16 protein-coding genes are annotated in these 19,181 nt (G+C 72.4%); 13 read left to right on the forward strand and 3 right to left on the reverse strand.

Annotated features, from left to right (window positions below; all coding sequences use genetic code 11):
* The first annotated feature begins 453 nt into the window (after nucleotides 1-453).
* The 7 genes from ftsZ (at nucleotide 454) to ABD54_RS10320 (ending at nucleotide 7,900) form a co-directional block, all read left to right on the forward strand.
* Complete coding sequence (gene ftsZ / locus ABD54_RS10290) at nucleotides 454-1,950, forward strand: cell division protein FtsZ (RefSeq protein ID WP_047869226.1); 1,497 nt, start codon at nucleotides 454-456, stop codon at nucleotides 1,948-1,950.
* Between the two features lie 243 nt (nucleotides 1,951-2,193).
* Nucleotides 2,194-2,913 (forward strand): peptidoglycan editing factor PgeF, encoded by a 720-nt coding sequence (gene pgeF, locus ABD54_RS10295; protein WP_047869227.1) that lies wholly within the window; start codon nucleotides 2,194-2,196, stop codon nucleotides 2,911-2,913.
* A 230-nt stretch (nucleotides 2,914-3,143) separates the two neighbouring features.
* Entirely contained in the window at nucleotides 3,144-3,872 is a 729-nt protein-coding gene (locus ABD54_RS10300; RefSeq protein WP_047869228.1) for a YggS family pyridoxal phosphate-dependent enzyme, read from the forward strand.
* Nucleotides 3,873-3,999: 127 nt separating this feature from the next.
* The gene (locus tag ABD54_RS10305) at nucleotides 4,000-4,518 is read left to right on the forward strand and encodes a cell division protein SepF (protein WP_047869229.1); all 519 of its coding nucleotides are present in this window, start codon (nucleotides 4,000-4,002) and stop codon (nucleotides 4,516-4,518) included.
* A gap of 39 nt (nucleotides 4,519-4,557) precedes the next feature.
* Nucleotides 4,558-4,845 carry a YggT family protein gene (locus ABD54_RS10310; protein ID WP_013151955.1) on the forward strand — a complete coding sequence of 96 codons (288 nt, stop codon included), beginning with the start codon at nucleotides 4,558-4,560 and terminating at the stop codon, nucleotides 4,843-4,845.
* Between the two features lie 135 nt (nucleotides 4,846-4,980).
* Nucleotides 4,981-5,862, forward strand: coding sequence for a DivIVA domain-containing protein (locus ABD54_RS10315; protein WP_047869230.1), 882 nt, complete (start codon nucleotides 4,981-4,983; stop codon nucleotides 5,860-5,862).
* Nucleotides 5,863-5,953: 91 nt separating this feature from the next.
* On the forward strand, nucleotides 5,954-7,900 hold the full coding sequence (locus tag ABD54_RS10320) for an AAA family ATPase (RefSeq protein ID WP_235432026.1): 1,947 nt from the start codon (nucleotides 5,954-5,956) through the stop codon (nucleotides 7,898-7,900).
* Nucleotides 7,901-8,082: 182 nt separating this feature from the next.
* On the opposite strand, the gene ileS is transcribed toward ABD54_RS10320, so the two are convergent.
* Complete coding sequence (gene ileS, locus ABD54_RS10325) at nucleotides 8,083-11,283, reverse strand: isoleucine--tRNA ligase (RefSeq protein WP_047869232.1); 3,201 nt, start codon at nucleotides 11,281-11,283, stop codon at nucleotides 8,083-8,085.
* Between the two features lie 353 nt (nucleotides 11,284-11,636).
* Here ileS and ABD54_RS10330 point away from each other — a divergent pair, with 353 nt between their 5' ends.
* The 5 genes from ABD54_RS10330 to ABD54_RS10350 all read left to right on the forward strand — a co-directional run bounded on the left by ABD54_RS10330 (nucleotide 11,637) and on the right by ABD54_RS10350 (nucleotide 14,745).
* Nucleotides 11,637-11,897, forward strand: a complete 261-nt coding sequence (locus ABD54_RS10330; protein WP_013151959.1) for a hypothetical protein — start codon at nucleotides 11,637-11,639, stop codon at nucleotides 11,895-11,897.
* Nucleotides 11,898-11,998: 101 nt separating this feature from the next.
* A complete protein-coding gene (locus tag ABD54_RS10335) occupies nucleotides 11,999-12,517 on the forward strand; it encodes a GNAT family N-acetyltransferase (RefSeq protein WP_047869249.1) in 519 nt (172 codons plus the stop codon).
* A gap of 244 nt (nucleotides 12,518-12,761) precedes the next feature.
* On the forward strand, nucleotides 12,762-13,172 hold the full coding sequence (locus ABD54_RS10340; RefSeq protein ID WP_047869250.1) for a TraR/DksA C4-type zinc finger protein: 411 nt from the start codon (nucleotides 12,762-12,764) through the stop codon (nucleotides 13,170-13,172).
* A 29-nt stretch (nucleotides 13,173-13,201) separates the two neighbouring features.
* Complete coding sequence (gene lspA / locus ABD54_RS10345; protein WP_047869233.1) at nucleotides 13,202-13,822, forward strand: signal peptidase II; 621 nt, start codon at nucleotides 13,202-13,204, stop codon at nucleotides 13,820-13,822.
* The gene (locus ABD54_RS10350) at nucleotides 13,819-14,745 is read left to right on the forward strand and encodes an RluA family pseudouridine synthase (protein ID WP_047869234.1); all 927 of its coding nucleotides are present in this window, start codon (nucleotides 13,819-13,821) and stop codon (nucleotides 14,743-14,745) included. Before lspA ends, ABD54_RS10350 begins: the two co-directional genes overlap by 4 nt.
* Nucleotides 14,746-14,990: 245 nt before the next feature.
* Here ABD54_RS10350 and ABD54_RS10355 read toward each other — a convergent pair whose 3' ends face one another.
* Entirely contained in the window at nucleotides 14,991-15,971 is a 981-nt protein-coding gene (locus ABD54_RS10355) for a DMT family transporter (RefSeq protein WP_047869235.1), read from the reverse strand.
* A gap of 73 nt (nucleotides 15,972-16,044) precedes the next feature.
* Here ABD54_RS10355 and ABD54_RS10360 point away from each other — a divergent pair, with 73 nt between their 5' ends.
* Nucleotides 16,045-16,950 (forward strand): LysR family transcriptional regulator, encoded by a 906-nt coding sequence (locus ABD54_RS10360; protein WP_047869236.1) that lies wholly within the window; start codon nucleotides 16,045-16,047, stop codon nucleotides 16,948-16,950.
* Nucleotides 16,951-17,219: 269 nt separating this feature from the next.
* On the opposite strand, the gene ABD54_RS10365 is transcribed toward ABD54_RS10360, so the two are convergent.
* Complete coding sequence (locus ABD54_RS10365) at nucleotides 17,220-18,902, reverse strand: thiamine pyrophosphate-dependent enzyme (RefSeq protein ID WP_047869237.1); 1,683 nt, start codon at nucleotides 18,900-18,902, stop codon at nucleotides 17,220-17,222.
* Between the last annotated feature and the right edge of the window lie 279 nt (nucleotides 18,903-19,181).

Here is a 19,181-nt window from a genome sequence, read left to right on the forward strand (position 1 = left end):
CCGGTCCGCCGAGCGGAACGGGCGCGGGCGGGCCGGGGGACCCCGGCGGCACGCCCGGGCAATCCGCGCGGACATTCCAGACGCGACGCGCCGAGGGCGCACATCGCTTCCTCGTGTCGTGCGCCGTTAGGCTGAACTCGTCATCGGTTGCCCGTGGTCGGCGGTCCGCTTACTGTCGGGAAACACAACCGAACGTCAACAAAGCACCAGAACAGGCTTTTCGGGTACGCGGGAACCGTTCCGCCTCACGGCGGACCGCACCAGCCCTTCCCGGGCGGGTGGACGGAGGTTCCGGCGCTCCGGGGTACCCCGGCCACGGCGTCGTGGACGACCCGTCGGGGAACCCGAAACGCACACTGTAGAACCGGATGCCGGACCAACGGCGCTTCCGGTGGCACGCTGCCACCGGAAGCGGTGGCGGAACGGCGTAAGCGAGCGGAAAGGCCCCTCGTCGTGGCAGCACCGCAGAACTACCTCGCGGTCATCAAAGTCGTCGGCATCGGCGGCGGCGGTGTCAACGCCGTCAACCGAATGATCGAAGAGGGGCTCAAGGGCGTCGAGTTCATCGCCATCAACACTGACGCCCAGGCGCTGCTGATGAGTGACGCAGACGTCAAGCTGGACGTCGGGCGCGAACTCACCCGCGGCCTCGGAGCCGGCGCCAACCCCGATGTCGGCCGCAAGGCCGCCGAGGACCACCGGGAGGAGATCGAGGAGGTCCTCAAGGGGGCCGACATGGTCTTCGTCACCGCCGGCGAGGGCGGCGGCACCGGAACCGGGGGCGCCCCGGTCGTGGCCAACATCGCCCGCTCCCTGGGCGCCCTGACCATCGGCGTGGTCACCCGGCCCTTCGGGTTCGAGGGCAAGAGGCGGGCCACCCAGGCCGAGTCGGGGATAGCGATGCTCCGCGAGGAGGTCGACACCCTCATCGTGATCCCCAACGACCGGCTCCTGTCGATCTCCGACCGCCAGGTCAGCGTGTTGGACGCCTTCAAGGCCGCCGACCAGGTACTCCTGTCCGGTGTGCAGGGCATCACCGACCTGATCACCACGCCGGGACTGATCAACCTGGACTTCGCCGACGTCAAGTCGGTCATGTCCGGGGCGGGATCGGCGCTCATGGGCATCGGGTCGGCGCGCGGGGACGACCGGGCGGTCGCGGCCGCGGAGATGGCGATCTCCTCACCACTGCTGGAAGCGAGTATCGACGGGGCCCACGGTGTGCTGCTGTCCATCCAGGGCGGCTCCGACCTCGGGCTCTTCGAGATCAACGAGGCGGCACAGCTCGTCGCGAACTCGGCGGCGCCCGAGGCCAACATCATCTTCGGCGCCGTCATCGACGACGCCCTGGGCGACGAGGTGAGGGTCACCGTCATCGCTGCCGGCTTCGACGAGCCGGAGGGAGTGATCCCGGTGGTGCGGGAGCGCCAGCCGGTGGACCCTCCTGAGGCCGCCGCCCCCAAGGCAGGCATCACGTCCGGCAGGGGGGAGAGGACCGCTCCGGCGGCGCCCGCCTCCGCGGACGCGAGCGGGGCGTCGGCCGCCAACATGCCGTGGATCACACCGTCCCGTCCGGCCGAGCCCGCCCCGGAGCCGCAGTGGACGCCTCCGGCGACCCAGGCTCCGCCGGTCCAGCAGCCGGTCGAGGCCGAGCCCGTCCAGCATGAGCAGTACACCCGGGCCGATCCGGCCGATCCGGCCCCCGCGCAGCAGACCCCGCCCCACGGCACTTCCGCCTTCCAGGCGGAGACCGAGCCCGTCGAGCCGGTCCGCGCCGAGGAGACCGCTCCGGCCGATGAGGAGCCCACCGCGCGCGAGGGCGGCCACGCGGGTCACATCCACGCGGTCTCCGACGCCACCGCCGAGCGGCGCGGAGACGTGCCCACGCCACGGCGCCGGGTCATCTTCGACGACCCCGACGACCTCGACGTGCCGGAGTTCCTGAAGTAGCTCCGACCCCGGCCCCAGGGCCGGGGTCGTCGCCGCTTCGGGGCGGTGTCCGCCCAGTCCGGGGCGGTTCGGGCGGTGGTAGTGTCCTGGACCGGGGGGACGGCTGATCGGGCCCCGCGGGGCCCGATCCCGCGAGGAGTCCGCGCCGGAGCGCGGCCGGTACCGGCCACCGGCCCCGAACGCCCTCCGGGCGACGCGGCCCGGGGTCCCCCTCCGGCAGGAGCGGGGAGGAAACACCACCGGATGAGCAACGTCATCGACCTGGGCCACGGGGTCCGCGCCGCCGTCACCGAACGGCACGGGGGAGTGAGCGCCCCGCCCTACGACTCGCTCAACATGGGCCTGAGCTCGGGGGACGAACGCGAGGCGGTGCTCGCCAACCGCAAGACCGCCGCCCGCGACCTGGGATTCGACGCAGACCGGGTCGTGTGGATGAACCAGGTGCACAGCGCCGACGTCCTCGTGGCCGCCGGCCCCGGGGGCGCGGGCACCTGCGACGGGGTGGTCACCACCCGATCCGACCTGGTCCTGGCCTCGATGGCCGCCGACTGCCTGCCGGTCCTGGCAGCCGACGCCGAGGCGGGCGTCCTGGGCGCAGCGCACTCCGGCCGGCTGGGCACCGCGAACGGCGTGGCCGCCAACCTGGTCGCGGCGATGGCCGACCAGGGCGCCCGCGCCGACCGGATCACCGTCTTCCTCGGCCCCGCCATCTGCGGCGGGTGCTACGAGGTCCCGCCCCACGTGCGCGACGAGACCGCGCGCGGGGCCCCCGAGGCCGCCTGCACCACGACCCGGGGCACCGCCGGAGTGGACATGCGCGCCGCGGTCACCGCCCAGCTGCGCCGGGCGGGCGTCACCGACGTCCGGGCCGACGGCCGCTGCACCCTGGAGAGCCCCGAACTGTTCTCCCACCGCGGTCAGGCGCCGACCGGCAGGTTCGCCGCCTTCCTCTGGCGCGTCTGAACGTCGCACCCGGCCACCAGGATGGTGGCGTGGAACCACCCGGGCAGCCCGGTTTCCCCCTTCCTCGGCGTGCGCGGTGCCCCTGCGACCCCCGGTCGGCCCCGCTCCCGGCTACCGCCTCGCGCGCGGCCCCCGACGGGCCCGGTGTCCCCGGGGTCCGGGGCACACGGGGCGAGGGGGGTGTAGGAAGGACAGCGAGTGGGATCCGTCCCAGGGAAAGAAGGAGCACCGTGACACACGCAGACCCGGCTCGCGTCGAGCAGGTCCGCGCCAACCTCGCCGCCGCGCGGGCCCGGATCGAGGCGGCCTGCGCCAGGGCCGGCCGCAGCCCGGACGAGGTGTCGCTGGTCGCCGTCACCAAGACACACCCGGCCTCCGATGTGCGGATTCTCGCCTCACTCGGAGTGACGGACGTGGGAGAGAACCGCGACCAGGAGGCGGCGCCCAAGGCCGCCGAGACCGCCGACCTCGGCCTGACCTGGCACTTCGTTGGCCAGTTGCAGACCAACAAGGCGCGGTCGGTGGCCTCCTACGCCGACGTCGTGCACTCGGTGGACCGCGCCAGGTTGGCCCGGGCGCTGGGCGAGCGCGCCGCCGCGGCCGGACGGGTCCTGACCTGCCTCGTCCAGGTCAACCTCGACGAGGACTCGCGAGCCGGGGTGATCGGTCCGCGCGGGGGCGTCGACCCCGGGGACGCGCTCGAACTCGCAGCGCGGATCGAGGAGCACGAGGCGCTCGCGCTGGGCGGGGTCATGGCGGTCGCCCCCCGCGAGGGCGATCCCTCGGCCGCCTTCGCGCGTCTCCAGGAGGTCGCGGCCCGCATCCGCGATCGCTATCCTCGGGCGACGGTGGTGTCCGCGGGCATGAGCGGGGACTTGGAGGCGGCGGTCGAGCGAGGCGCGACACACCTGCGACTCGGTACGGCGTTGCTCGGCAACCGGGGACCGATCGTGGGGTAATGTCCCCACATAGACCTTGGAACCCGTCTGTGGAGTTCGCCCGAATGGGCGCTCTCCCCGAGAGCGGACGGGACAGTGCGAAGGAGTCGGCTGCGGTGAAGGCCGCGGGGACGACGGAGGACATGAGATGGCCGGCGCGATGCGCAAGATGGCGGTCTACCTCGGCCTCGTGGAGGACGACCGTTACGATCACCGCTATGCGGACGAATATGATGAGTTCGACGATTTCGACGAGGTGGTGGAGGAACAGCGTGAACGCGACGCTGACGCCCCGCCCGGCGAGGAAGCGCGAGGCGACGTGATGGACACCGGCGGTTACCTGGGCTCAGGTCGCGGCGGCACGACCGCGACCGCCTCCACCGCCGACCTCGCGCGGATCACCACGCTCCATCCGCGTACCTACAACGAGGCGCGTACCATCGGAGAGCACTTCCGAGAGGGTACACCGGTGATCATGAACCTGACAGAGATGGTCGACAGCGACGCCAAGCGTCTGGTCGACTTCGCGGCTGGTCTGATCTTCGGTCTGCATGGCAGTATCGAACGCGTCACCAACAAGGTGTTCCTGCTGTCCCCGGCCAACGTCGAGGTGACCGCCGAGGACAAGGCGCGGATCGCCGAGCGAGGGTTCTTCAATCAGAGCTAGAACGTCACATTTGTCCAGAGATTGGGTCGAGGAACGACCGTGAGTACCGTCCTGTCCGTGCTGATCATCATCCTGCAGCTGTTTGTCTTCGTGCTGCTGGCCAGGGTGATCCTGGAGATGGTGCAGTCCTTCTCCAGATCGTGGCGCCCCACGGGGTTCGTGCTCGTGATCGCCGAGATCGTGTACACGATCACCGACCCGCCACTGAGGTTCCTGCGTCGGTTCATCAAGCCCGTACGTCTGGGGAGCATCGCGCTCGACCTGAGCGTCCTGGTGCTCTTCTTCGGCGTGTACATCTTGATCGCACTGCTCGGGAGCTTCGCCTAGCAGGAGAGTAGACGTAGGCGGAAGGGAACCGCCCCGGATTCCGCTATGTGGTCTTGGTCATGATCTGGATTGCCGTAAGGTCACGATCATGTAGCGTCCCTACGGACAGACTCCAAGCGCGCCAAGGAGACGAACATGCCGCTGACACCCGCCGATGTGCGGAACAAGCAGTTCAGTACCACCCGGCTCCGACCGGGATACGACGAAGAAGAGGTCGACGCCTTTCTCGACGAGGTCGAGTCCGAACTCGACCGCCTGATCCAGGAGAACGAGGAACTGCGCGGCAAGCTGGCCGAGTGCCTGCGGGGCAAGGTGCCCAACGCCGGCATGCAGGACTTCCAGCAGCAGGACCAGGCCCCCGAACCCCAGCAGCACGAGCAGATGCGCCCCGAGCCGGTTCAGCCCCCGCAGGCCGTCGAGCCCCAGCCCCCGGTCCAGCAGCAGCAGATGCAGATGGCCGGCCCCGGCATGGGCATGGGTGGCGAGGAGAACATGGACACGGCCGCCCGTGTTCTGGCCCTCGCGCAGCAGACCGCCGACCAGGCGATCTCCGACGCCCGCCGCGAGGCCGACGAGACCCTCGGCCGCGCCCGCCACGAGTCCGAGGACATCCTCGGCAAGGCCCGCCGCCAGGCCGACCAGATCATCGGTGAGGCCCGCGCCCGTTCCGAGAACCTCGACCGCGACGCGCAGGAGCGCCACCGCCAGGTCATGGGCAGCCTCGTCCAGCAGCGCGAGGAGTTGGAGCACAAGGTCAACGTGCTCAAGGACTTCGAGCGCGAGTACCGCAGCCGCCTCAAGGACTACTTCGAGCGCCAGCTGCGCGAGCTCAAGAGCGAGGAGGAGAAGGCCCAGGAGCTGAACAACCCGAACACCACGGGCGGCTTCCAGACCATGGCTCCGCAGACCGGCGCGACGCCCTCGCTCCAGCACGGCCCCACAGGCAACCCGTTCGGGCAGCCCGAGCCGGCCCAGCACGGCGGGTTCCACCCGGGCGAGCCGCACGAGCGCCGCTGATCAGCGGGGCGTCTGCTCGAACAACTGAAGACTCCGGCACAACACGTGTAAAGGTCCTGGTCGACCCGTGATCCTTAGCATCCTCGCAACCGTGGCGGTGCTGACGGCCATCGCCGTCATCGTGGCCGCCCTGGTGTTCGCCGAGACCGTCCTGGTGTACGTCGCACTGGGACTGGCGGGCGTCAGCGTCCTCCTCCTACTGGGGGCGCTGCTCCAGGGAAGGTCCGGCGGCGGGGGCAGACCGGAACGGACGGACGGTTTGGGGAAGGCGTCCGTCCCCGTCATGGCCGCCACGGCGGCATCGGCGGTGCCCATCGCGCACGTGGAGTCGGAGAACCCTGGGCGCGTACCCGCACCGGCCCCCGAGCCGGTGCGGGATCCCCGTGTCCCGGAACGGCCCGCCTGGCCGGCTCCGACCGCGGAGGACTCCGGTCACGGAGAACCCGAGTACGACGTCCCCCGCTGGCAGACCCCCACGGCCCACGACTGGGCGGAACCGGACACGGCCGCGCACGACGCCGCCCCCTCCGCTCCCCCCGCCGGGCCGAGCCCCTCCTGGACGTCCTCCGAGCAGGAGCCGCAGCTCCGCGCCCCGGCGCCCTGGGAGAGCGGAACCGACACCGCCGACACCGCCGCGAAGGCGGAGTGGGACGAGCCGAGCGGTACTGCCGCCGAGGACGGACCCGACACGGGTGACACCGGCGAGCGCACCGCGGCCGCCTCCGCTTCCGCCTTCACCTATGACATTCCCGGCCGCGTGCCCCCGGCCGATGAGGGTTCCTCCGCCGAGGACCGCTCCCCGTCCGGAGAGGAAGACGCCCCCGACGAGGACGGCGGCCGGGAGCGCGGCGGCTCTGTGTTCGCCGCCGAGGAGCCCTTCGTCTACAGCATCCCCCGCCCGGCGCAGGCCGTGGAGGAGAGCTTCCCCCAAGGCGGGGACGACGGCTCCGCGGGCGGTGCCCGGGACGCGTCCCCCTTGGCCCACGACGTTCCCGGGAACGGGGGCCGGGACGGCGACGAGGACGAAGGTCAGGAGGCCGACGCCTCGGACAGTGCCTCGTTCTCCTACGACACCCCCGGCCGGCCGGACACGCAGGAGACCGCCGAGGAGGACGCCTTCGCGGACGACGGCGACGAGGGGGACCGTCCCGACGAGGAGGAGACCGGGGTCTTCGCCTACGACATTCCCAGCGTGTCCACCGCCGAGGACGACCCCTCATACGGTGACGACTCCCGTGCTGCGTGGGACGCGCTGGAAGAGGACGTCGAAGACGCGCCCGCCACGGACGACCCCGAGAAGCGTGACGCGGGGGAGCGCGACGCCGCTGAGCCCGGCGAGGACACGGCCACCACCGGGGCTGACGGGGCTCCTGAGCCTGACGAGGCCTCCGTGCCCGCCGTTGACCACGATGGCGCTTCGCAGAGCCCGGGGGCGCACGACGCGGAGCGGCTGGAGGAACCGGACGGGGGCTCCGACCCCGCCGCCGACGCGCAGCACGCAGAGGACGAACCTCGGCCGTACGCCCCGGAGCAGGGACCGGCCGGACCCGCGTCGGAGGGTGAGGACCCGGAGACGGTCGCCCTTCCGGTGGCCTCCACGGAGCCGGAACCGGAGGACGGACACGCCTCCGGCCCGCGGACGGACGCCCTCCCGGGGGTCTCCGCGGACTCCGACCCGGAGGAGGAGCACACCCCCGGCGGCGATCGCGACGACGCCTGGACCGGCGAGGCGGCGGACGGCGCCCGGAGCCGCGACGAGGCCGCCGCGGACGCCGACCGGACCGAGGACGCCGACGACGGCTCCGACGGGCGCGGGGACAACGGGGCCTTCTCCTACCGCATCCCCCTCGGCGCCGATGAGGAGGACGGGACACTGGTCGAGGACACCCGGTCCGACCAGGAGGCCGCTGCGGAGGACGGCTCCGTCGCCCCTGCGGACCGCCCCGCCGACGGTGCCGAGGACGGTCCGGACGAGGACGGGGCCCGGGACACCGCCGACCGCGCCTCCGGCGACGACGAAGCCGACACCAGGCGCTGAGACCCGACGGGGGCGCCGCTCACCCGAGCGGCGCCCCCGCGCGTTTACTGCCGGGTCCGGTGCGTACCGGTTACCGGACACGCGGCGGTCACCGCGGCGCGCGCCCGCCGCCTCGGAACGGGAGCGGCCCGGTCCGTCCGCCGTCAGCGGACGGACCGGGCCGCTTCGGCCACCGCCTCAGGTCAGGCCTTGCGGAACCCGAAGGTCACACCGAACTCCTCCGAAACCGCGGTGTGCAGCTCCCGGCCCGGCTCACCGGCGACGAACACGTCGGCCAGCACCTCGGCGGCGATCGTCCGACCGTGCTCGGCCAGCGCCAGCTCGGTCGCCTCGTCCGTGACCGTCCACCACACCTCGATGCGGTCCGACACCTCCAGCCCGCTCCGCTTCCGGGCCTCCTGGAGCATCCGGACCATCTCGCGGGCAAGGCCCGCGCGGCGCAGCTCCGGCGTCAGCTCCAGATCCAGGGCGACGGTCTCACCGGACTCCGAGGCCACGGCCCAGCCCTCGCGGGGCTGCTCGGTCACCAGCAGTTCGTCGGCGCTCACCTCCACCGGCTCGTCCTCGACGTGCACCCGCGCCCAGCCGGTGGTGCGCACCTGCCGCACCAGTTCGGCCGGGTCGGCGGCCTGCACGGCCTTGGCCACCAGCGGGGTGCGCTTGGCGAACCGCTTGCCCAGCGCACGGAAGTTCGGCTTCACGGTGAAGTCCACAAGGTCGCCGTCCACCGAGGACAGCGAGTCCAGGGAGGCCACGTTCAGCTCGTCCGCGATCTGTCCGCGCAGCTGCTCGGGCAGGTCCGCGAAACCTGGGGCGCCCACCAGCGCGCGGGCCAGCGGCTGGCGGGTGCGCACGGCCGAGTCCACCCGGGCGGAGCGGCCCAGCTCCACCAGACGGCGGGTCAGCGCCATGTTCCGGGACAGCACGGGGTCGATCAGGTCCTCGCGCACCTCGGGCCAGGGCGCCAGGTGCACCGAGTCCGGGGCGCCCGGGCGGCGCAGCGCCGACCACACGTGGTCGGTCAGGAACGGCACGATCGGCGCCATCAGCAGGGTGACGGTCTCCAACGCCTCGAAGAGCGTCGCGAACGCCGAGGCGCCCTCGGGGGTGGCGGCCCCGCCCCAGAACCGGCGGCGGGAGCGGCGCACGTACCAGTTGGACACGTCGTCCACGAACGCGGTCAGACGGCGCCCGGCGCTCGTGGTGTCGAAGGTGTCCATCGCCCCGGTGACGTCGCGGACGACCTCGTTCAGCTCCGAGAGCAGCCACCGGTCCAGCAGCGGCCGGTCCTGCGGCGCGGGCGCCGAGTCCAGCAGCGCGTGGTCCCAGCCCTCACCTGCGTTGGCGTACAGGGTGAAGAACGACACGGTGCTGTGGTAGGTCAGCAGTACCTTGCGGACGATCTCCTCTAGGGCGGCGTGGCCCACCCGGCGGGCGGTCCACGGCGATCCGCTGGCCAGCATGAACCAGCGCAGGGCGTCCGCGCCGTGCTGGTCCATCACCGCGATGGGCTCCATGACGTTGCCCAGGTGCTTGCTCATCTTGCGGCCGTCCTCGGCGAGGATGTGGCCGAGTACGACCACGTTCTCGAACGAGTTGCGGCCGAACACCAGGGTGCTCACCGCCAGCAGCGAGTAGAACCAGCCGCGGGTCTGGTCGATGGCCTCGGAGATGTACTGCGCCGGGAAGTTCTCCCGGAAGGTCTCCTCGTTCTGGTGCGGGGCGCCCCACTGGGCGAAGGGCATGGATCCGGAGTCGAACCATGCGTCGATGACCTCGGGGACGCGGCGGGCCACCCGCTCCTCCTCGGGCAGGGAGGGGTCGGCGTCCGGGTCGGGGATGACGACGTCGTCGACGTAGGGGCGGTGCGGGTCCAGTGAGGACAGGTCCCGCCCGCTGAGGCGGCCCAGCTCCTCCAGGGAGCCCACGCAGATCTGGCGCCCGTCGGGGAACTCCCAGATCGGCAGCGGGGTGCCCCAGTAGCGGTTGCGCGAGAGGGCCCAGTCGACGTTGCCGCGCAGCCACTCGCCGAAGCGGCCCTCCTTGACGTTCTCGGGCACCCAGTGGGTGGCCTGGTTCTGCGCGATGAGCTCGTCCTTGACCGCGGTGGTGCGGATGTACCAGGACGGCACCGCGTAGTACAGCAGCGCAGTGTGGCAGCGCCAGCAGTGCGGGTAGGAGTGCTCGTAGCTGACGTGGCGGAAGAGCAGGCCCCGGTCGCGCAGGTCGCGCACCAGCGTCTTGTCGGCCTCCTTGAAGAACGCCCCGCCCACCAGCGGCAGGTCGGCCTCGAAGGTGCCGTCGGGGCGGACCGGGTTGACCACGGGCAGGCCGTAGGCGCGGCACACCACCATGTCGTCGGCGCCGAAGGCGGGCGACTGGTGCACCAGGCCGGTGCCGTCCTCGACCGTGACGTAGTCGGCGAGCACGACGTAGTGGGCGGGCTCGTCGAAGGGCACCAGGTCGAAGGGGCGCTCGTAGGCCCAGCGCTCCATCTCGTCGCCCTCGAAGCTCTCGCCGGTGAGCTCCCAGCCCTCGCCCAGGACCTTCTCGAACAGCGGGCGCGCCACCACCAGGCGCTCCTGGCCGTCGGTGGCGACCACGTACTCCACGTCCGGGTGCACGGCCACGGCGGTGTTGGAGACCAGCGTCCAGGGGGTGGTCGTCCACACCAGCAGCGAGGTGGGGTGCTCAGCGGCGGCCAGCGGACCCGAGGTCACCGGGAAGCGCACGTACACCGACGGGTCGGTGACGGTCTCGTACCCCTGGGCGAGCTCGTGGTCGGACAGCGTGGTGCCGCAGCGCGGGCAGTAGGGGCTGATCCGGTAGTCGCGGACCAGCAGCCCCTTGTCCCAGATCTGCTTGAGCGCCCACCAGACCGACTCCACGTACTGGGGGTCCATGGTGCGGTAGGCGTCGTCCATGTTCACCCAGTAGCCCATGCGCTCGGTCATGGAGGTGAAGGCGTCCACGTTGCGCAGGACGGACTCGCGGCAGCGGTCGTTGAACTCGGCGATGCCGAAGGACTCGATGTCCTTCTTGCCGGACAGGCCCAGTTCCTTCTCCACGGCGACCTCGACGGGCAGGCCGTGGCAGTCCCAGCCCGCCTTGCGGTCCACGTGGTAGCCGCGCATGGTGCGAAAGCGCGGGAAGACGTCCTTGAAGGCGCGGGCCTCGACGTGGTGCACGCCGGGCTGGCCGTTCGCGGTGGGCGGGCCCTCGTAGAAGACCCAGTTGGGGCCGCCGCGGGTCTGGTCGAGCGAGCGCTGGAATACGTTCTCCTTCGACCAGCGGCCGAGGATCTCGCGCTCCATGGCGGGCAGGTCGATCTGCGCGGGCAGCTGGGGCAGCGCGCGGGATTCGGGCCGGGGGTCGTTGGCCACCTTCGTACCTTTCCATCAGGTGTGTTCCTGACGGAGGGACGAGGCGTGCTGCCCCGCGGTACCACCCTCCTTGGACCGCGGCCGTGCCGCTGGGCGGCGGGCGGCGGATCCCTCTTCGTTGCGCTGTGCCGGTTCTACTGGGACGCGGCGCGTCCGTTCCTCCGGCGGCTCCGGGGTGATCTTCGCGCTGGTCGTGCCCCCGGGCTCGCACCGCCCCCGGGTCGCTTGGACGGTCCAGCCGTTCTAGGCTGTTGCGCGTCCGGTCGGGGTCAGCGCTACTCGTCCCCATCGACACCTGAGGTCAGGATAACGCAGCGGGGAGGGACCCGCCGCTCGTTCGGGGGAGGGCCGCCGTGGCTGAGGACGTCCGGGGCGCCGTGCTGGTGACGATGGCGGACCGCGAGGACGCCGAGGAGCTGGCCGACCAGCTCCTGGAGCAGGGGTACGAGCCGTGCCTGGTGCACCGCGACATGCTCGCGGGCGAGGACGACGCCGAGGACGTCGACTGGGTGATCGAGGTGCACACCGGGCCGCACGGCGGTCCGGCGGTGTTCGACGAGCCCCACCTGGCGGCCCTGGCCGAGGACTACGGCGGTTTCGCGTTCGCGGAGTGAGGCGCGGCGCCCCGGCCCGGCGTGTGAGCGGGACGGACGGGGCGCGGGCCGGCCGGGAAACCGGTTGGGCACGGACCGGGGGAAGCGCGAGAATGCTCCCCGTGCTGATACGCGAAGCCCTGCCCGAGGACGGTCCGGCCGTCGCCGACGTGGAGGTCCGTTCCTGGCGGGCCGCCTACCCGGGCATCGTCCCGCAGGACTACCTCGACGCCATGGACACCGTGGGGCGTGGAGCCCGGTGGTCGGACTGGATCGCCGGAGCCGCCCGGCCGGGAGCCGGGCTGCTGCTCGCCGAGGACCGCGCGGGGGCGGTGGCCTTCGCCTGCTTCGCCCCCGTAGGGGAGGCGCCGTGCGGGACCGCCGGGTCGTGCGAGGTGGAGGCCTTCTTCTCCGTCCCCGAGGTGTGGGGGAGCGGGGTCAACCGGCTGCTGATCGCCGACGCGCACCGTGCCGTCGCCGGGGCGGGGTACACCGAGGCCGTCCTGTGGGTGCTCCGGGACAACCCGCGCGCCCGGCGCTTCTACACGGCGCACGGCTGGGAGGCCGACGGGGCGGTCACCGAGGAGGGGCCCCTCAACGGCGCGGTCCTGCCCCGCCTGCGCTACCGGCGGGGGGTCTGAGCGGAGCCTGTCGGTGCGCGGCCGCGCGGGCTCCCCACCCCCGGGACGAACGACGCCCGTACCCCGTGCCGGGAGTGTTCGGGCAGGTCGGAGCCTTGTACGGGCGGAGGGCGCGCCACCCCGGATCTTTGCCTTGTCCGGGCGGATTGCCTAGGCTTCGCACCACTCGCGGTACCGCACAGGGGGAGAGTCCGCGCTCCGGCGGACTCCTGGACCGGTGCCGAGCCGTCTGGAGGGGATTGCGATGAAGGCCACCGACGCCGCCCGGCTGCCGGTCCTGCCGGGGGAGGACCCCTGGACGGTGCAAGAGGTAGCCGCTGTCCGCGCGCGACTGGAGGAGGACGCCGCCGCGGCGAAGCGGGAGCTCGGGGAGGTCGAGGCCGAGTTCACCGAGCTGCTGGAGGACCCCGTGGAGGGGGCCGGGGACGACAGCGCGGACGCCGGGGCCAGGGCCTTCCAGCGCGAACAGGATCTGGCGTTGGCCTACAATACTCGTGACCTGCTCGCCGAGGGCGAGCGGGCGATCGAACGGATGGACGCGGGGACCTACGGGGTCTGCGGCTCATGCGGGCAGGCCATCGGGAAGGCGCGCCTTCAGGCCTTCCCGCGCGCGACCCTGTGCGTTACCTGCAAACAGCGCGAGGAGCGTCGCTGACTGAGGTAGAGCCCTCCGGGGACAGGAACATGACCACGACCGACAAGACGGGCGCGCGTCCGCGCAGGTACCTTCTCCTGCTGCTCGTCGCGCTCGCCGCGATCGGCGTCGACTTCCTCACCAAGGAGTGGGTCCTGGCGACCTTCGCCGAGGGCGAGTACCTCGACGTCATCGGCGACTTCGTCCAGTTCACCCTGGTGTTCAACACGGGCGCCGCCTTCTCCATGGGCACCGACTTCACGTGGGTGTTCACCTGCATCGCCAGCATCGTGGTCCTCGCCATCGGCTACATGGGTCTGCGCGTGCGCAGCGTGTGGTGGGGTGCGACGCTCGGACTGATGATGGGCGGCGCCGCCGGGAACCTGGTGGACCGCTTCTTCCGAGAGCCGGCCCCCTTCCACGGCGCGGTCGTCGACTTCATCAGTGTCGGGACCTTCCCGGTCTTCAACATCGCCGACTCCTGCGTGGTGGTGGGCGCCTGCCTGGTGGTGGCGCTGACCTTCAAGGGACTCAACCTGGACGGGACCTTCGTCGAGGACGGCCGCGACGCCGAGAAGGGCCCGGCCGAGGCCGGGAGCGGTGAGAACGCCGGAGGCGCCGGTGAGACCGGTCCCGCCGGAGACGACAGAAGCGGAGGGAGGGACCAGTGAGCGACGTCCGAAGCCTGCCCGTGCCCGACGGGCTGGAGGGCGACCGGCTCGACTCGGCCATCGCCCGCATGTTCGGCCTGTCCCGTACCCGCGCCGCCGAGATCATCGGTGGAGGCGGTGTCCTGGTCGACGGCTCCGAGGCGGGCAAGTCCGATCGCGTCAGCGCGGGGGCCTGGCTGGAGGTCGCCCTCCCGCCGCCGCCCACCGCCCCCGTGCCACGCCCCGAGGCCGTGCCGGGCATGCGGATCGTGCACGAGGACACCGACATCATCGTGGTGGACAAGCCGGTCGGAGTGGTCGCCCACCCGACCGTGGGCTGGACCGGCCCCAGCGTCCTGGAGGGCCTTCTGGCCTCGGGGGTGCAGGTGGCCACCAGCGGCGCCGCCGAGCGCCAGGGCATCGTGCACCGGCTGGACGCCAACACCACCGGCCTGATGGTGGTCGCCAAGAGCGAGACCGCCTACAGCGTGCTCAAGCGGGCGTTCAAGGAGCGCACCGTGGACAAGCACTACCACACGCTCGTCCAAGGGCACCCGGATCCGCTCCGGGGCACCGTGGACGCACCGATCGACCGCCACCCGGCGGGTGACGGCCGCTGGGCCGTGGTCGCAGGCGGGCGCCCGTCGGTGACCCACTACGACACGCAGGAGGCCTTCCGGGCCGCGAGCCTGCTGGAGATCAAGCTGGAGACCGGGCGCACCCACCAGATCCGGGTGCACATGTCGGCGCTGCGCCACCCGTGCGTGGGCGACATGCTCTACGGCGCCGACCCGACCCTGGCCGAGCGGCTGGGCGTGCGCCGCCAGTGGCTGCACGCGGTGCGCCTGGGCTTCGACCACCCCACCGAGCACCGACCGGTGGAGTTCTCCAGCCCCTACCCGGACGACCTCGCCGCCGCGGTCGAAACGCTGCGCGAGGACTGACCCGCCTCCGGGCCGGGCCGCCGGTCCCGGTGCCCCGGCCCGGTCCGTGCACAGGCGCGGATCGGGCCTTGCCGTGCGTGCGCGCGCCGAAGGACACTGGAATCGGGGGGAAGACCCACCCCCAGGGGGTGCGCGGCACCCCCGGTTCCCAGTCTGGCACGGGGCGGCGGCCCCGGCCAGGGTCTTTTCGGAGCTGTGGACGGCGGCCCGGCCCGGGCCGCCGCTCCAGCACGAGAGAACTCCGGTCACCTCCTCCGCGAGGGCGGGGTCACGTACCGGGTGCGGATCACGCCCTGGCACAGGGCGGCGCCCAGAATGATGACCACCGCGCCCAGCGGCTGGTTCCAGCTCAGGGTCTCGCCAAGCAGCACTACCCCGGCGGCGATCGCCACCACCGGCGCCACGTAGGTGACCGTGGTCGCCACCGTCGCCCCTGCCTCGCGCACCACCGCGTACTGGAGGATGTAGGCCACACCGGTGCCGAAGACGCCCAGGGTGCTCACCGCCGCCACCACCTGCCACGTCACCCCCGTGGGCACCTCGGTGAACAGCGGAACCATGACCACCAGCGGCACCGAGCCCAGCAGCAGTTGCAGGGTGCTCAGCTCCAGGGCGCCGTGTGAGCTGCCCGCCACGAACCTGCGCAGGTAGGGCGTGCCGATTCCGTAGCAGACGGTGGCGCCCACCACGAACAGCATTCCCAGCACGGCGTCTCCGTCGCTGACGGCCACCTCGCCCAGCGATCTCCACACCCCGAAGACGGTGAGCACGCCCAGGAAGCCGATGCCCAGGCCCAGGACCCGGTCGCGGTCGGGCCGCTCGTCGGAGAGCAGCAGCATCGAGAACACCACGCCGAACAGGGGCGTCGAGGCGTTCACGATACCCATGAGCGCGGACGGGATGAGCTGGGCGGCGAACCCGAACAGGGTGAAGGGGACGGTGTTGAGCAGCAGCGCCGCCACGAACATGTGCCCCCACAGGCGGGGCGAGCGCGGCAGTCGGCCGCCCCGCAGCAGTAGGACGGCGAGCAGGGGCAGCGCTCCGGTGGCCATCCGTCCGAGCGTGAGCTGCACGGGGGAGAGCACCTCGGCACCGATCTTGATGAACAGGAAGCTCATGCCCCAGATCAGGGAGAGCAGGACGAACTTGGCCCGCCAGCCGGAGAGCGCCCGGTGCGGGCTGCCGGGCGGGGCGGACACGGGGGAGACAGCGGAGGCAGCGGACATGGAACGTTTCTATCCCCGAACGATATGTTAGGTCTACTTCGTATTTCTTAAGTCAGCCCTTAGGCTTGCTTACATGCTCAGCGTCGACCGACTCCGGGTCCTGCACACCATCGCGGCCCACGGCTCCCTCAGCGCCGCCGCCGAAGCCCTCCACGTCACCAACTCGGCCGTCTCCCAGCAGCTCACCAAACTCGAACGCGAGGTCGGACAGCCCCTCGTCGAACGCAACGGCCGGGGCGTGCGCCTCACCGACGCCGCCGAACTCCTGGTCGAGCACACCGCCAGGATCCTGTCCATGGTGCGGCGAGCCGAGGCCGACTTGGAAGCGCACCGCGACGACGTCACCGGACACCTGCGCCTGTCCGCCACCCCCACCGCCGTCCGCGGCCTCCTACCGCACGCTCTGTCCTCCCTGCGCGAGGCCCACCCAGGCCTGCGCGTGGAGCTGCACGAGGAGGAGCCGCACGAGAGCGTGCCCGCCATGGCCCGCGGGGACGCCGACCTGGCCATGGTCGTCGACTGGATCGGGGCGCCGCTGAACCTGCCCAGCGGCATGAGCCGCGCCCCGCTCATGGAGGACGTGGGCGACATCGCCCTGCCCGCCGACCACCCCCTGGCCCACCGCGAGATCCTCGCCCCCGAGGAGATCCTCGACCTGCCCTGGATCAGCTGGTCGCGCGGGTCGATCTGCGACGACTGGCTGCACGGCCTGATCCGGGCGCACGGCGGCGAACCCAACGTCATCCACAATGTGGAGGAGCACCAGACCAAGCTGGCGCTCATCGCCGCCGGGATCGGCGCCGCCGTCATGCCCCGCCTGGGATGCGGACCCCTGCCGGAGGGGGTGCGGGTGGTGCCCGTGCAGCCCGCGCTGGTGCGCCAGGTGTACGTGTTCTGGCGCACCGACGCCTCCCGCCGTCCGGGTATCCGTGCCACCGTGCGCGCCCTGCGCGAGGCCGCCGCCGCTTACACCGCCTGAGCTCTGGGCCCCCCTTTTCGGAGCGGTTCGGGTCCGAGGAGGGGCACGGGCGCCGTACCGCGCGCGGTACGGCCGGTACGGCGCCCGTGCAACCGTGCACGCCGGGGGCGGGCCCGCGAGTCTTCGCCCGAGCGCCCGGGAGGCTGCCCGAGCTCCGGTCGCCCGCGGCCAATGCCAGTCATCGGTTCGTGGGAGCGGTGGTGACCGCCGGTCCGAAGGCCCGGGCGGACCCGCGGGGCGGCGGCCTCCAGCCGTGCGGCGGTACCGGCTCAACCGTTCAGCAGGCCCGACAGGGTGGCGCCCGGGCTGATCACCTCCGGGTCCGTCCGCACGTCGACCAGGGTGGGCAGGTCCGCTCCCACCGCCTCCGCCAGTGCCTTCTCCAACTCCTCGCGCGTGTGCGCTGTCGCACCCCTGGCCCCCAGTGACCGCGCGTACCCGGCCAGGTCCAGCGGCCCGCTGATCCGGGTTCCGGCGATCCGCCCCAGCTCACGGGCCTGGTGCATGGCGATCGTGCCGTACAGCCCGTTCTGGAACACCACCACGGTGACCGGCGCGTCCATCCGCACCGCGGTCTCCAGCTCCTGCCCGGTCATCAGGGCGCCGCCGTCTCCGGCCACCGCTACCACCGTCCGGTCCGGGGCGGCGATCTTGGCCGCCACCGCGGCGGGCACGGCGTAGCCCATGGCTCCGCTGGTCGGCGCAAGCTGGGTGCGCGGATGCCGGAACCACCAGCCCCGGTGCAGGAAGGAGGCGAAGTTGCCCGCGTCGTTGGTGATCAGCGCGTCCTCGGGCAGGGCCGCGCGCATCCCCGCGACCACCGCCCACGGGTGCAGGCGGGAACCGGTGTGCCCGGCGGCCTCGGGCGGCACCGTCGCGGTGTCCACCCACACCCGGCGGGCCGAGCTCCAGTCGCGGTAGGGTGCCTGGACCGGTGCCCCGGCGAGTTCGCGCAGCGCCTCCCCGGCGTCGGCGACCGCACCGAACCACAGGTCGGTACCGGCCCCGAGCTGCCCCGGATCGATGTCGATCTGCGCGACCCGGACGCGCCCGCCGCGTTCGGGCAGCCGGTACCCCTGTGTGGTGGTCTCGCTCATCCGGCAGCCGACCACGAGGACCGCGTCGGCCTCCGCCAGGGCGTTGAGCACCGGTGGAGAACAGCCCAGCCCGAGGTGGCCCAGGTACAGCGGGTGGTCGTTGGGGAACACGTCCTGGCGACGCCAGGCGGCGTACACGCCCGTGTTGAAGCGTTCGGCGACCCGGATCAGGTCCTCCCGGGCCGCGCGGGCGCCGCCGCCCGCGACGATCACCGGGCGCACCGCCCTGGCCAGCCAGGTCGCCAGCCGGTCCCTCGCCCCGGTGCCCAGGACCGGGCGCGGGACCACGGGCGGCCCGGGCGGGTCCTGGGGGCCCACGCGCTGGCCGAACAGGTCGCCGGGCACCGCGATGGCGACCGGGCCGGGCCTGCCGGTGGTGGCGACGCGGACCGCCTTGGCGGTGACCTCCGCGAGCCGGTCGGCCCGGTGCACGGTGGTCGACCACTTGGTGATGGGCGCGTAGAACGCTGTGAGGTCCACCTCCTGGAAGGCCTCTCTGCCCAGGTGCTCGGTCTCGGCCTGTCCGAGGAACACGATCATCGGTGTCGAGTCCTGCATGGCGGTGTGCACGCCCACCGCCAGGTTGGACGCTCCCGGCCCCCGGGTGGCCGCGGCCACGGCGGGGACGCCGGTGAGCTTGGCCTCGGCCTCGGCCATGAACCCGGCGCCGTTCTCGTGCCGGGTTGAGACCAGCCGCATGCGCGGGTGCTGGTCGATCGCGTCGGCGAGCTCCAGGAAGCTCTCACCGGGGACGGTGTAGCACCGTCTGATCCCGGCCGCGGCCAGCACCCCCACCACCGCGTGCGCGGCGGTGTCGGTGGGCGGGCTGGGGCGTTGTGCTGCGCCTGTGGCCATGGGGGCGGGGTCCTTCCATCGTCGCAAGGTCCACTCGGCGCGTCCGGGCGGGTCCAGACCTGGCCTGGCACGTCCGGGCGCGTGCGGTCGGTGGTGACCGGCCGCTGCCGCTTCGAGCCTCGTGGGCTCCGTGGCGTTCCGGGTGCTGCCACCCGGAGGCCGCCGTCCCGGGTCGCCGCTGTCCGGCGCCCGAGCGGGGTCTTGGGCTTCCTTCCCAGGGGGCGGGGAACTTGCACTCCCCGCCCGCCGTGTACGGGGACGGTCGTGGCGGCGCGGCCG

The organism is Nocardiopsis sp. RV163 (genome assembly GCF_001029525.1).
Taxonomy (GTDB): Bacteria; Actinomycetota; Actinomycetes; order Streptosporangiales; family Streptosporangiaceae; genus Nocardiopsis; species Nocardiopsis dassonvillei.

Bases quoted from the DNA above. Each gene is read 5' to 3' on its own strand.
- pgeF (WP_047869227.1), top strand. From the start codon at position 2,194: ATGAGCAACGTCATCGACCTGGGCCACGGGGTCCGCGCCGCCGTCACC.
- ABD54_RS10305 (WP_047869229.1), top strand. From the start codon at position 4,000: ATGGCCGGCGCGATGCGCAAGATGGCGGTCTACCTCGGCCTCGTGGAG.
- ABD54_RS10315 (WP_047869230.1), top strand. From the start codon at position 4,981: ATGCCGCTGACACCCGCCGATGTGCGGAACAAGCAGTTCAGTACCACC.
- ABD54_RS10340 (WP_047869250.1), top strand. From the start codon at position 12,762: ATGAAGGCCACCGACGCCGCCCGGCTGCCGGTCCTGCCGGGGGAGGAC.
- lspA (WP_047869233.1), top strand. From the start codon at position 13,202: ATGACCACGACCGACAAGACGGGCGCGCGTCCGCGCAGGTACCTTCTC.
- ABD54_RS10355 (WP_047869235.1), bottom strand. From the start codon at position 15,971: ATGTCCGCTGCCTCCGCTGTCTCCCCCGTGTCCGCCCCGCCCGGCAGC.
- ABD54_RS10360 (WP_047869236.1), top strand. From the start codon at position 16,045: ATGCTCAGCGTCGACCGACTCCGGGTCCTGCACACCATCGCGGCCCAC.
- ABD54_RS10365 (WP_047869237.1), bottom strand. From the start codon at position 18,902: ATGGCCACAGGCGCAGCACAACGCCCCAGCCCGCCCACCGACACCGCC.